15 protein-coding genes are annotated in these 12,611 nt (G+C 71.5%); 2 read left to right on the top strand and 13 right to left on the bottom strand.

Annotation, left to right across the window (positions count from 1 at the left end):
• Positions 1-16 precede the first annotated feature (16 nt).
• From AC0B9F_RS14210 to AC0B9F_RS14200, 3 genes are all read right to left on the bottom strand, one after another.
• A complete protein-coding gene (locus AC0B9F_RS14210; protein WP_472002297.1) occupies positions 17-1,342 on the bottom strand; it encodes a PhoH family protein in 1,326 nt (441 codons plus the stop codon).
• A gap of 367 nt (positions 1,343-1,709) precedes the next feature.
• Positions 1,710-2,483, bottom strand: a complete 774-nt coding sequence (locus AC0B9F_RS14205; protein WP_472002295.1) for an isoprenyl transferase — start codon at positions 2,481-2,483, stop codon at positions 1,710-1,712.
• 730 nt (positions 2,484-3,213) lie between these two features.
• Positions 3,214-4,014 carry a methyltransferase domain-containing protein gene (locus AC0B9F_RS14200; RefSeq protein WP_472002293.1) on the bottom strand — a complete coding sequence of 267 codons (801 nt, stop codon included), beginning with the start codon at positions 4,012-4,014 and terminating at the stop codon, positions 3,214-3,216.
• Positions 4,015-4,065: 51 nt separating this feature from the next.
• Between AC0B9F_RS14200 and AC0B9F_RS14195 the strand changes: the two genes are divergently transcribed.
• A complete protein-coding gene (locus tag AC0B9F_RS14195) occupies positions 4,066-4,590 on the top strand; it encodes a DinB family protein (RefSeq protein ID WP_472002291.1) in 525 nt (174 codons plus the stop codon).
• Positions 4,591-4,970: 380 nt separating this feature from the next.
• Here the strand turns inward: AC0B9F_RS14195 and AC0B9F_RS14190 are convergent, their stop codons facing one another.
• Positions 4,971-5,846 (bottom strand): LLM class flavin-dependent oxidoreductase, encoded by an 876-nt coding sequence (locus AC0B9F_RS14190; protein ID WP_472002289.1) that lies wholly within the window; start codon positions 5,844-5,846, stop codon positions 4,971-4,973.
• Positions 5,847-5,908: 62 nt separating this feature from the next.
• Positions 5,909-6,061 (bottom strand): hypothetical protein, encoded by a 153-nt coding sequence (locus AC0B9F_RS14185; protein WP_472003004.1) that lies wholly within the window; start codon positions 6,059-6,061, stop codon positions 5,909-5,911.
• A 187-nt stretch (positions 6,062-6,248) separates the two neighbouring features.
• On the opposite strand from AC0B9F_RS14185, the gene AC0B9F_RS14180 reads away from it, so the two are divergent.
• A complete protein-coding gene (locus AC0B9F_RS14180; RefSeq protein WP_472002287.1) occupies positions 6,249-6,620 on the top strand; it encodes a DUF192 domain-containing protein in 372 nt (123 codons plus the stop codon).
• Here the strand turns inward: AC0B9F_RS14180 and AC0B9F_RS14175 are convergent.
• From AC0B9F_RS14175 to AC0B9F_RS14140, 8 genes are all read right to left on the bottom strand, one after another.
• Positions 6,595-7,203 carry an OmpA family protein gene (locus tag AC0B9F_RS14175; protein WP_472002285.1) on the bottom strand — a complete coding sequence of 203 codons (609 nt, stop codon included), beginning with the start codon at positions 7,201-7,203 and terminating at the stop codon, positions 6,595-6,597. The genes AC0B9F_RS14180 and AC0B9F_RS14175 overlap by 26 nt on opposite strands.
• A 10-nt stretch (positions 7,204-7,213) precedes the next feature.
• Positions 7,214-7,777: a hypothetical protein gene (locus AC0B9F_RS14170; protein WP_472002283.1), complete on the bottom strand. Its 564-nt coding sequence runs from the start codon at positions 7,775-7,777 to the stop codon at positions 7,214-7,216.
• A gap of 30 nt (positions 7,778-7,807) precedes the next feature.
• Entirely contained in the window at positions 7,808-8,407 is a 600-nt protein-coding gene (locus AC0B9F_RS14165; protein WP_472002281.1) for a pilus assembly protein TadG-related protein, read from the bottom strand.
• Positions 8,407-8,580: a Flp family type IVb pilin gene (locus AC0B9F_RS14160; protein ID WP_472002279.1), complete on the bottom strand. Its 174-nt coding sequence runs from the start codon at positions 8,578-8,580 to the stop codon at positions 8,407-8,409. Before AC0B9F_RS14160 ends, AC0B9F_RS14165 begins: the two co-directional genes overlap by 1 nt.
• Before the next feature lie 87 nt (positions 8,581-8,667).
• Positions 8,668-9,417, bottom strand: a complete 750-nt coding sequence (locus tag AC0B9F_RS14155) for a response regulator (protein WP_472002277.1) — start codon at positions 9,415-9,417, stop codon at positions 8,668-8,670.
• Positions 9,417-10,601: a sensor histidine kinase gene (locus AC0B9F_RS14150; RefSeq protein WP_472002956.1), complete on the bottom strand. Its 1,185-nt coding sequence runs from the start codon at positions 10,599-10,601 to the stop codon at positions 9,417-9,419. The genes AC0B9F_RS14155 and AC0B9F_RS14150 overlap by 1 nt, the downstream gene beginning before the upstream one ends.
• A 161-nt stretch (positions 10,602-10,762) precedes the next feature.
• Positions 10,763-11,650 carry a DUF5936 domain-containing protein gene (locus tag AC0B9F_RS14145; RefSeq protein WP_472002275.1) on the bottom strand — a complete coding sequence of 296 codons (888 nt, stop codon included), beginning with the start codon at positions 11,648-11,650 and terminating at the stop codon, positions 10,763-10,765.
• An 11-nt stretch (positions 11,651-11,661) separates the two neighbouring features.
• Positions 11,662-12,606 carry a type II secretion system F family protein gene (locus AC0B9F_RS14140; RefSeq protein WP_472002273.1) on the bottom strand — a complete coding sequence of 315 codons (945 nt, stop codon included), beginning with the start codon at positions 12,604-12,606 and terminating at the stop codon, positions 11,662-11,664.
• Between the last annotated feature and the right edge of the window lie 5 nt (positions 12,607-12,611).

The raw sequence follows: 12,611 nt of genomic DNA, 5'->3' as shown, positions 1-12,611 counted from the left end.
ATTGCCTGCCGGACGGTCAGATACCGGTGTCTTCGAGCATTTCGGTCACAAGCGCCGCGATCTGGGACCTCTCGGACCGGTTCAGCGTGACGTGCGCGAAGAGCGGATGCCCCTTCAGTTTCTCCACGACGGCGACCACTCCGTCGTAGCGCCCGACCCGCAGATTGTCCCGCTGTGCCACGTCATGGGTCAGAACCACCCGGGAATTCGCCCCGATCCGGGACAACACGGTCAGCAGGACGTTCCGTTCGAGCGACTGGGCCTCGTCGACGATGACGAACGCGTCGTGCAGCGAGCGGCCGCGGATGTGGGTGAGCGGCAGGACCTCCAGCATCCCGCGCGCGGTGACCTCCTCGATGACCTCGCGGGAGGTGACCGCCGAGAGCGTGTCGAAGACGGCCTGCGCCCACGGGCTCATCTTCTCCGCCTCGGAGCCGGGCAGATAGCCCAGTTCCTGGCCGCCGACCGCGTACAGCGGGCGGAAGACCATCACCTTCTGGTGCTGGCGGCGCTCCAGGACCGCTTCCAGGCCGGCGCACAGCGCGAGCGCCGACTTGCCCGTGCCGGCCCGGCCGCCCATCGACACGATCCCGACGTCCGGGTCGAGCAGCAGGTCCAGCGCGATGCGCTGCTCGGCGCTGCGGCCCTTGATGCCGAACGCCTCCCGGTCGCCGCGCACCAGGCGCACGTTGCCCTCCGGGGTGACGCGGCCCAGTGCCTTGCCGCGCTCGGAGTGGACGGTCAGCCCCGTGTGCACGGGCAGGTCGGCCGCCTGCGGGACGTACAGGTGCCCTTCCTCGAAGAGGATGTCCACCTGTTCGGCCGGCAGGGTGAGTTCGCTCATCCCGGTCCAGCCGGAGTTCTCCGTGATGGCCAGTTCGGCCCGGTACTCCTCGGCGAGCAGGCCCACCGAGGACGCCTTGATCCTCAGCGGGAGGTCCTTCGAGACGACGGTGACGTCGAACCCCTCGGCCTGCAGGTTGCGTGCGACCGCCAGGATGCGGGAGTCGTTGTCCCCCAGGCGGTAGCCGGAGGGCAGCACGCTGGGGTCCGAGTGGTTGAGCTCGACCCGTACCGTCCCGCCGAGGTCCCCGGTGGGAATGGGGGCGTCGAGGCGGCCGTGCCGTACCCGGAGGTCGTCGAGCAGACGCAGTGCCTGCCGGGCGAAGTAACCGAGTTCGGGATGGTGCCGCTTCGCCTCCAGCTCCGTGACCACGACGATGGGGAGCACGACCTCGTGCTCGTCGAAGCGGCTCAGGGCGTTCGGGTCGGCCAGCAGGACGCTGGTGTCGAGAACATAAGTGCGCCGGTCTGCCTTGGGGCGCTTTGTGCTGGTCACCACGGAAGGACGTACCCCCTCGGATGAGGTCGGGGAGCGACGAAGTGGATGCCGGGCCGGGAGGGTGGGGCCATTGCGGCCGGTGGCCGGCCCGCGCGTGCGGCGGGCCGGGAACCGGCCCTCCGCGGCTGCTTCCGTGCCGTCACCGCACGGTGGGGCTGGTGCAAAGGGCCTCCCGGGCGGACGGCCCCGTGCCGTCCGCTGAGATACGACGCCCGTGGTTCGGGTGTCGACCTGCTTGCCTTATGCCCTCGAAAATGCGCCGCCATGCCACAGGGCAGGGCGGCGCAGCGGTGAACTCCGTGTTACTTCCGCGCGGGACGGGGTACACGGGGACTTCTCCCCGGGGGGTCGGCGGCGTGTCGCCGCGTCAGCCGCCGTAACGGCGGTGGCGGGCGGCGTAGTCGCGCAGGGCGCGCAGGAAGTCGACCTTGCGGAAGGCCGGCCAGAAGACCTCGCAGAAGTAGTACTCCGAGTGCGCGGTCTGCCACAGCATGAAACCGGACAGCCGCTGCTCGCCGCTGGTGCGGATGACGAGGTCGGGGTCGGGCTGGGCGCTGGTGTACAGATGACGGCCGATCATGTCGACGTCGACCTGCTCGGCGAGGTCGTCCATCGCCACGCCCCGCTCGTGGGCGTCGAACAGCATGGACCGGACGGCGTCGGCGATCTCCTGGCGGCCGCCGTAGCCGATGGCGACGTTGACCACTATCCCGTCGACGTGCGCGGTGGCCTCCTCGGCCTCCTTCAGGGTGCGCTGCATGCCGGCCGGGAGGATGTCCGGGGTGCCGACGTGGTGCACGCGCCAGCGGCCGTCGCCGGCGAGGGTGCGCACGACGCCCTCGATGATGCCGAGCAGCGGGCGCAGCTCGTCCTCCGGACGGGTGAGGTTGTCCGTGGACAGCAGCCAGAGGGTGACCACCTCGACGTCGGTCTCGCTGCACCAGCCGAGGAACTCCTCGATCTTGTGCGCTCCGGCCTGGTGGCCCTGCGCGGTGGTGGAGCCCGCGGCCTTCGCCCAGCGCCGGTTGCCGTCCATGATGACGCCGATGTGCTTGGGCACCTGAGCGTGGTCCAGGTGGCCTTCCACCCGCCGCGCGTACAGCTTGACGAGCAGGCCGCGCAGCTTGTCGCGCAGGTTCACGTGATTGTCAGCCCCTCCGGTGCGGATCGGACATGCGCGCCGGGCTCGGCCGGGCGCGACACCTGTCCGTATGGCGGTCCCCGATGGCGAAGCCTACCCCCGCCGACGCGGCGGACCGCCAACGGGTGTCAGGCGTACGGCGGCTGCGGCGGCGCGGCGGGTGAGGGGTGGCCGTAAGGGCCGGGGGGTTGTGCGGGGTGGCCGTGGGGTCCGCCGGGTGAACCGAGTGAACCGGGCGGCCGGGCCGTGGGGGCCGGGCGGTGTCGGATGGTCATTCGACGTGGGCCGGACTCCAGCCGGGGCGGGAGACGGCGGAACCAGCCGGGGGCGGGAGACGGCGGAAAACAAAAAACGGGCCGGTCCGTGGGGGGGATACGGACCGGCCCGAGGGGGGGTTTCCACCATAACCCTTCGTGAGGGCAGGTGTGTGCATCGGCGTGCCACAACTACTCTCCGAATGCACCCGGCGACAGCCCGCTGAGGGAAGAAGGCGTGGTGGGCGGGGGTTTTCGGGGCCCTGGGGAACATCTCTGCGGCCGTCCCTCCGATGGGCGACCCCGGCGTGTCCGCGCCCTTGACGGCGCCGGTACCGCGCAGCCCCCTCCACCGCGCGGTACCGCCCGCGCAGCTTTGCTGACGCGAATCGCCTTGGTCTGAACCTATGCGAGGCAGTCGGGTGAAGGCGAGCCGATCGCGATAACGATGTGGAAACCGTGTGAGTGAAGTGACCTCAGTGACGTGGCTGACGGGGCTTGCGGGCCTCGAAGAGGTGCCGGCTGCTGTGCGCGACGAAGGGCCCCTCGGCCCGGATCCGCTCGTGCAGGTCCCGCAGCCGCGGCTCGTACGCCTCCACGGTGAAGCCGGGGACCATCCACACCACCTTGCGCAGGAAGTGCACGACGGCCCCGATGTCGTGGAACTCCATCCGCAGCCGCTCGGCGCGCAGGTCCACGACCTCCAGCCCGGCCGCCTCCGCGTCGGCGCGCTCCCGCTCCGGGTCCCGGGCGCTGCGCGTCTCCTGGGGCTGCGGTCCGAGGAAGTACTCGACGAGTTCGAAGACGCTGCTCGGACCGACGTGCTGGGCGAAGTACGTGCCGCCGGGCTCCAGCACGCGCGTGATCTCCGGCCACTGCGGCCGCACCGGATGCCGGCTGACGACGAGGTCGAAGGCCGCGTCGGCGAACGGCAGCGGCGCGTCCTCCGGCGAGGCGACGACCGCGACGCCGCGCGGGCGCAGCAGCGCGGTGGCCTTGGCGACGTTCGGCGGCCAGCCCTCGGTGGCGACGACGAGAGCGGGGGCGCCGGCCGCGCGGCCGAGGGCGAAGTCGAGCACCTCCCCTCCCCCGGTCTGCAGATCGAGGACGGCGGCGGCCGAGCCGAGCCGTTCGGCCATCGACGTGGCGTACCCCCAGGACGGCCGCTCCTCCGTGGCCCGCCCCTCGAACCAGGAGAAGTCCCAGCCCTCGGTGGGCGCGGCGTCGCCCTCGGCGACGAGGTCCTCGAAGGTGCGGCGGTGGGGCTGAGCGGTCATGGGGGTGATGATCGCAGGGCGTTGTCAGTGGCCGCTGTTAATTTCGACGGCATGGCAGACGAGGCGAGTGACGCGAGCGCGGGAATGCCCTACGCGGGCGGCGAGAAGGAGACACTCCGGGCGAGCCTGGACCGGCACCGGGACGCGGTGCTGTGGAAACTGCGGGGGCTGGACGAGGAGCGGCTGCGCCGCCCCATGACACCGTCCGGCACCAACCTGCTCGGCTTGGTCAAGCACCTGGCCTCGGTGGAGTACGGCTGGTTCGTCGACACGTTCGGCCGCGAGGTGGAGCCCCTGTGGTTCGACCCGTACTCGGACGAGGACATGAGCGCGTCCGACGACGAGACGGCGGAACAGATCGTCGCCTTCTACGGCCGCGCCCGCACCGCCGCCGACCGCACCATCGCCGAGCTCGCGCTGGACGCGGTGGGCCGCCCGTCGTGGCACAAGGACCGCGAGGTGTCCCTGCGCTGGGTGCTGGTCCACATGATCGAGGAGACGGCACGGCACGCGGGCCACATGGACATCGTGCGCGAACTGATCGACGGCGCGACGGGCGACCACCCGACGGGCTGACGAACGACAAGCCGCCGACCGGCGGGTGGCGTACCGGCGAGGCGGCTGGCCGACGAGGTGGCCGACCGGCGGGACGACCGGCTGGGTGAGGGGCGACGAGCCGGCGGCGTAGGCGACCGGTCGGCGGGGCGACCGGCGGGGTGACGGACGACCGGCCATCGGCGTACGGCGGCCGGTCGGCGGGGTGACGACGAGCCGGCGACCGGCCGGCGGGGTGGCCGGCTGGTGACGGTCGACGAGCCGGCGGCGACCGGCCGCCGGCGTACCGGCGAGGCGGCTGGCCGACGAGGTGGCCAACCGGCGGCGCGACCGGCTGGGTGACGGGCGACCAGCCGGCGGCGTACCGGCGAGGTGGGGGTCGACGAAGTGGCCGGCCGGCGTCACGTCAGGAGCGGTCGCACCTGCTCGGCGGCGAACCGGACGAACCCCTCCGGGTCGGGCTCGTCCGCCGTCGGCTGCAGTACGACGGTGTCGGCGCCGGCCGCGGCGTACTCCTGGACGGCCTTGGCTACGGTCTCCGCGTCTCCGGCGACCCCGACGCCGGGCACGTCGGCGAGGCCCTCGGCGGCCAGGTCGGCGCGTAGCCGGGCCGGGGCGTCGGGCCCGGTGGCGGCGAGGAGATAGACGACGACGCGGTGCGGATCGCCGAGCCGCCCGGCCGCCGCGCGCCCCTCGTCGACCAGGCTCCGCGCCCGCCGCACGGCGTCGGGCGAGTTGTTCATCGTCAGCAGCGTGCCGTCGGCGGCCTCGCCGGACAGCCGCAGGGAGCGCGGCCCGGTGACTCCGGCGAGCACGGGCAGCGGCGCCGGCGGCGGCCAGTCGAGCGCGACGTCGTCGAGGCGGACGTAGCGCCCCTCGGTGTTGAGCCGCTCACCGGCCAGCAGGGCCCGCAGGGCGAGCAGATACTCGCGCAGCAGTGTCAGGGGCGACTCGGCACGCGCCCCGACCTGCCCCATCCACTCCTGCACGCCGTGTCCGACGGTGAGGATCGCGCGGCCGGGGAACATCCGCTCCAGCGTGGCGGCCTCCATGGCCGTGACGGCGACGTTGCGCAGCGGGACGGGCAGCAGCCCGATCCCGACCCGCAGCCGCTCGGTCCAGGCCAGCGCGGCGGCGGCCGTGGACACCCCGCCCTCCAGGAAGCAGTCCTCCCACAACCACAACTCCTCCAGCCCGGCCGCATCGGCGACCTGAGCAACGGCACGCAGCCGCTCGGGCGGAAGCTGAGGACGGAAGACGACGCCGAGTGCAGTCATGAAAGGTTCCTATCGTGGCGCGGATGGGCGCACAACTGCTTTACGGACGGTCGTCTTCGTCGTCAGCGGTTGACGGCCTGGATCTCCTGCACCCTCACGTCCGTGGCGCCCAAGGTGCCGTCGGGCAGGTCGTCGCCGGCGCCACCTGTTCCGGCCCAGTGGATCTTCCAGGTGACGGTGGCTTTCGGGGGGTAGGAGCCGTTGCCAACTCTCACAAGGCGTCCCGCGGGGTAACGTTCACATCACGGACCACGTTCGGGGCCGCGAGCCGACTCGGCTGGGGAACAGGGGCCATCTGAAGCTGAGTTGGACGTCCCCATGGGGTGCGCAACGTGAGGGTGACCGGTCCGCCCGGCCGATCGTCTGCACCGGCGGGAGCACTGAATGTCAGGAGGAGGCGCGGTGAGTCGAGCCTGGCGTGATGGGCGAGGCGTCCTTGTGGTGGGCGAAGGACCTGAGGCCGTGACCGTTCCGTTGGAGATCGCCGCCTCCTACCGCGCCCGGACGCGGGGCCTGTTGGGGCGCGACTCCCTCGACGGGGCCATGCTGCTCTCCCCCGCGAACAGCGTCCACACCTTCCGGATGCGGATGCCCATCGACGTCGCCTACCTCGACCGGCGGCTGCGCGTCGTCGCGGTGTGCACCATGCGGCCGGGGCGGCTGGGCAGGCCCCGGCCGTGGGCGCGGCACGTGCTGGAGGCGGAGGCGGGCGCGATGGCCCGGTGGGGGCTGCGGGTGGGCGTGCGGGTCAGCTTTCCGAGCGAGGGAAACTGACCTCGACGCGGCGGTTCTTGCGGCGGCCCTCCTCCGTGGCGTTCGACGCGATCGGGTAGTCCTCGCCGTATCCCCGGACCTCGAAGGTGACGCCCGGGTCGTTCAGGTCGTCGTCCAGGGCGTCCTGTACGGCGTTGGCGCGCTGGCGGGACAGGACGTCGCCGTGGGCGGCGGAGCCGAGGTTGTCGGTGAAGCCGAAGACGCGGATCCGGGTGGCGTTCTGCTTCTTGATCTCCCCGGCGATGGCCGCGATGCGCGCCCGCGCGTCCGGGCCCAGTTTGGCGCTGTCCTTGCCGAACAGGACCTCGGCCTGGAGGGCGAACTTCACGTCCGCGTTGGTGTCCTCACGGCGTTCGTCTCCCGACTGGTCCTCGACGACGGACTTGATGTCCAGCACCTTCGGCGCGGCCAGGGTGGCCCCTTCGGGGAGCTTGAGGTCGGGGTCGTTCGGGTCCACCTTCACGGGGGCGGTGGCGGTGGCCTCGGTGCCGGGGGGAACGCTGGGGGCGTCGTCGGCGTAGGCCGTCGTGGTGGAGAGGAGGAGGACGGCGGCGGTGAGGGTCAGGGCTCGGGGGAGGGTCATTCGGGGCGCCTCATCCGGAGATCTGGATCGCGCCACTGGCGAACATCGGCAGTTGGAAGGTCACTTCTGTGGTGTCGGCCGGCGGAGCAGGGAACTGGATGAAGAAGGAGAGTGACTCCCCGGGCTTGAGCGAGGAGAAGCCGGTGGTGGTCAGCGGCCGTCCGTCCGTGTCACGCAGCACGTAGTAGCGCTTCTTTTCCTTGCTGTCCACCAGTGTTGCGCCGCCGAGGGACATGCCGTGCCGCACGATCTCCGTCTCGTCGCCTCGCACGCCGGCGGGGACGGTCACCCGCTGGGCTCCGTCGTTCTTCAAGTCACCGTTCACCGTGACAAAGCCGCCCGCGTCCCGCTGAGCCGAGGCGATTTGGAGCAACAGGCCGTTCGGGCCCTTCATCTCAGCCATGGGAGCGTCCGACTGGCCCTCCTGAGCGGTCGGCTTCGAGTCGCCGTTGCCGGAAGCAGGCGCCGACGTCTTGGGCTTCGAGTCGTGGTTGCCTCCCCCGCCACAGGCGGTCACACCGACTGCCAGCCCGACCGCCACAGCCAGTGCGGTCATCCCCCTGCGCATGCTCATCGCCCCGCTTCCTTCCCCACTCGTCGTTCGCTACTCGTTCGACACCAAATGGACGTCGAAGAGGTCCTGCGGTTCTGGGAGGCCCGCCGGATCGTCAGGGTCGATGTCCCAGTCACGGTCCTTGCAGGTGAGACGTGGAAGGGCCTCCTTCACGCTGCTCTTTTGTGCAGCCACGAACGGGCAGAGCGGCTCGACCACAGCCCTTGCGGAAGCCGTCACGCGCTGGTTCTCGGTGCCGGGGACGATGGATTCGCCGACCGACTTGTTGGTCGTGACCGCGACTTCGTAGCTCAGTGGCCCTGCTGGCCTGCACAAACCCACGGTTGCGTCGTTCTGCGCGGCGAGCTCGTACGCGCGTGCGCAGGAATCGCTGGTAGCGACGTCTCCGTCGAGGACTGCCGACCACGTGGTCGGGTCGCGCAGCTTCTCCGTCCAGAGCGCCACGAGCTGGTCCCTGGTGTCCTGAGCCGCTGCGAGCGCAGCCGCATCCGCCGCCGTCTGGGCGTCGTTCCTCTTGGCTGCGGCCTGGCCGACCGCAAGGTAGGCGAACGCAAGCAGAAGCAGGCCCCCTATCGCCGTGATGTAGATAGGGAAGGCCTGCCCTGCGTCGCCGCACGCACGGCGTGACATCAGCCGCCGATGACCTCGTTGATCTTGTCCGTGATGGCGGTGTAGATGGTGTTGCCGATGTCCGTGCCCGTGATCGCCAACACGATGGCGACCACGACCGCGATGATGCCCAGATACTCCACCGCCGTCTGGCCCCTGTCGTCGCGGGCGATGCGGGCGATCCAGTTGCTCATGGTGCTCCCCTCTGTCGGCATCGGGAGCGTAGGGGCGGGCGGGGGTGTCGGCCGAGGGTCCGTGGGCCCAAATGCGGGCCCAGGCGTTCACCGGTGCTCCCGGGGTGCCGTGCCCAGCCACTTGGCCGTCGCCTCCGCGCGGCTGGTGCTGTGGAGCTTGGCGAAGATGCGGTTGATGTGGTTCTTGACCGTCTTCTCGCTGATGAAGCAGGCCGCCGCGATCTGCTGGTTCGTCAGGCCCGTGGCGATGAGGTCCATGATCTCCGCTTCCCGCGCGCTGAGTTGGGCACCCAACGGCATCGACTGTCCCATATGTTGTTGCAGTTGTGAAGAGGAGGTCGGGTGGATGCCGCGATTCTGCGTCACATCGGGCGCATTGCCGTGTGCAGTCGCACTTCCGTGGCCGCCCCGCAGGTGGCCCAGCAACGCCTCCGTCACCGTCGGAGACACATGCGGGCGTCCCCGGCTCGCGTCCCGTACGGCCGTCAGAAGCTGGTCCACCGTGAACTCGCCGTGCACCAGGTACCCCGCCGCGCCCCTGCGCAGCGCCTCCAGCGTGGTCTCCGGTTCGCCGCTGTAGGTGAGCATGAGGACCGGCGCGAGCGGGGTCAGGTGTGGGAGGGCCGTCAGGCCGTCGACGCCGGGCATGTGGACGTCCAGGAGGATCACGTCGGGGTCGTGCCGGTGTGCCGCCTCCTGGGCCGTGCGGCCGTCGGACGCCTCCGCCACGACCGTGATGTCCTCGTGGCCGGACAGCAGTGCCGTCAGGCCCGCGCGTACGACCGGGTTGTCGTCGGCGATCAGGACGCGCAGGGCGGCTGTCCCGGGGGGCGGCATCAGGCTTCTCCGGCAGTGGGGCGCAGGGGGATCTCCACGCCGATGCGGGTGCCCCGCGCCCGGTCGCCGTGCCCGATGTCGAGGCGGGCGCCGATGGAGGTGGCGCGTTCGGCCATGCCCAGGAGGCCGAAATGGCCCGCGTTGCGCAGGTGTTCGAGAGCTGTGCCTTCGGGGAGGCCGGGTCCGTCGTCGCTGACCGTGATGCGGAGGCGGTCCTCGCGCAGATCCGTGCGGACCTCGATCCGGCCGGGACTCGCGTGGCGGTGGGCGTTCTCCAGGGCCTCGTCGCAGATCTTCAGGAGGTGGTGCGTGGTCGTGGACGGAAGAGTCAGCGGCAGGGGCGGCGGGGTGCCGCAGTGTTCCACCGGGATGCCCGTGCGGCTCGTGAAGTCGCGCGTCCGCAAGGTCAGTTCGGTGAGGAGGTCGGCGTTCGTGGTCTCGCCTCGGCGCAGGTCCGTCAGCAGGGCGCGGGCCTCCGTGGCGGCCCGGCGGGCGGAGCGGGCGATCAGTTCCGCCTGGTGTGCGATCACCACCGGGTCCGTGCGCGGCCGGCTCGCCGAGGCCGCGAGGCCGTCCGCCGCCAGCGCGACGCCGTGCAGGGTCTTGGCCACCGAGTCGTGCATCTCGAGGGCCAGACGGGCCCGTTCGGCATCCGTCGCCTCGCGCGCGGCGAGCCGGGACCGGGCCTGGGTGAGCGCCTGCGTCGCGGCGCCGAAGCGCAGGAGGAGGTTGCGCAGGGTGGAGCCGAGGGCGCCGGTCACCACGCACAGGCCGGGCAGGAGGAGCGCTTCGGCGGGGTTGGTGTGCAGGTCGTGGGCCGTCGCGTGGACCAGGAGCAGGATCAGCGACTGGAGGCTGGCGAAGCAGGCCGCTCCGCGCCAGCTGTAGACGATGCCGGCGAGCAGGGGGGTGCAGACGCTGACGTAGGCCAGCGTGGTGTCGGGGCCGGCCGAGATCAGCAGCAGCGAGCCGAAGAGGGTGTCGACGGCGAGGAGGGTGGGGTGGCGCAGGAGGAGGGGGCCGAAGCGTTCCCAGTCGCGGAAGAGGGCGTAGGAGGCCATGAACGTGACGACGACGGCTGCGCCGACCAGACGGGTGCCCCAGCCGGGGGCGGCGTTGAGGAGAGCGGCGGGGGCGGCGAGGGCGATCATGGCCAGGCGGAAGCCGAAGACCTGGCGGCACATCGCTTGCAGGGCGTTGCGTTCGGGGGCGGGTGCCAGTGGCCCCGCTGGGGGCTTCTCCACGTCGGCGGCTTCCCGGCCGTGCCGAGCGACTCTCGCGCCGTGCCGAGCGACTCTCGCGCCGTGCGCCCTCGCCTGTTCTGTCAGTGTCATCTTCCCTCCCCCTACTCCCCGGTGATCGACCCGAAGTCCGTGCCCGAGCCCAGCAGCAGGCCCGCGCCCAGGAGCAGCATCGTGGCCGGGACCATGAACGTCGTGATCATGAGCGTGGCGCGCGGGACCGCCCGTGCCGCCTTGCGCCGGGCGTTCTGCGCGTCCGTGCGGCGCATGTCCTTGGCGATGGAGACCAGCGTGTCGACGATCGGCGCGCCCAGTTCCTCGCCCTGCTGCAGGGCCGTGACGAACATGGCGACCTGCTCGGAGTCGTTGCGGCGGCGCAGCTCCGCGAAGGCCTCGCGGCGGCTCATGCCGAGGTCCATCTGGCGCAGGGTGATGCGGATCTCGTCGGCCCAGGGGCCCTCGTAGCGGGACGCCACCCGGTCCAGGGCCTGGCGGAAGCCGAGTCCCGCGCTGACGACGACGGCGAGGACGTCGAGGAAGTCCGGCAGCGTGCGCTCGATGACGTCCTTGCGGACGCGGATCGCCGCCCAGATGCCGACCTCCGTCCAGAAGGCTCCGAAGGCCAGCAGGAGGAGGGCGATCAGGTACTGGCCGCGCAGGAGGAAGACCAGGAAGCCGACGGCGCCGAGAAAGCCGTAGACCGCTCTGCGGGCCGCGTAGCGGTCGAGGGTGAGTCCGCCGGGGTTGCCGGCCAGGTCGATCTTGCGGCGGTAGCGCGCGACGAGCCGGGGGCCCATCAGGCGCAGTACGGCGGGGGCGTACCGCATGCCCATGCGGTCGATGAGGGAGTCGACCGCGCCGGTGCGGGTCGAGCCGACCTCCAGGGCGAGGGCGAGGTCGCCGGGGAGTTTCGCCTCCGCCCGGTACATGCGGATCCCGGTGAAGACGCCCGCCACGCTCAGCGCCGTCAGCAGCGCGAGTCCGAGTGCCATGCCGTGCCTCCTCAGACGTCGATGCGGGACATGCGGCGGATGAGGACGAAGCCGATCGCGTACAGCACGAACGCGATGATCACGCAGGCCTGGCCGACGGGCGAGCCCGTCATGCGGTCCAGGGCGCCGTCCTTGACGCCGTTCATCAGGAAGAGTGAGCCGATGCCCATGACCGGGACGGCGTACGACGTCATGTTGACCTGGGAGAGCTGGGTGCGGATCTCCCGTCGGGTCTCCTTGCGTTCCTCCAGCGTCTCGGTGAGGTTGCGCAGGGCGCCGACGACCTGGCCGCCCGCCCGGTTCGACAGGACGAGGGTGGTGACGAGGACGACCAGTTCGCGGGACGGGAGGCGGTCCGCCAGTTCGCCCAGGGCGTCGTCCAGCGGCACTCCCACCGCCAGCTGGTCGGCCACCTTGGCCAGTTCCTCGCCGGCCGGGGCCTCCAGTTCCTCCGCCGCCATGCCGATCGCGGTGCGCAGGGCGAGGCCGGCCTGGGTGGCGTTGGCCAGGATGCGGGCGAGTTCGGGGAGTTGGTTGATGAACTTCTCGATGCGTTTCTGGCGTTGCCAGGTGAGGAACTGCAGGGCCGCCCAGACGCCGAGCAGTCCGGCGATGGGGCCGAAGAACGGCGCCAGGGTGGCCTGGCCGAGCAGCCACAGGCCGGCCACGGTCGCCAGCATCGCCGCGGTGAACTCGCCCGGGGTGATGTCCAGGCCCGTGGCGGCCAGCCGCAGTTCCAGCTTCCGGCCGGCTTTCGTGCGGCGCAGGCGGCGGTCCAGGTCCTGGAAGCGGCGGGTGCGGCCGGTGACGGGGAGCCGGCCGGTGTGGGTCAGGCGGTCGACGAGGGCGGCTCGCTGGGCGCGGCCGCGGGCGTAGAGGTGGACGCCCAGGACGGCCAGGACGCAGGTCAGCAGGGCGGTGCCGATGGTGAGGGTGATCAGGGTGTGCAGGTCCATGGCGT

This window comes from Streptomyces sp. NPDC097129 (genome assembly GCF_055668065.1).
The sequence above is the reverse complement of the archived record's forward strand: the minus strand, read 5'-3'. Positions and strand labels throughout refer to the sequence as shown.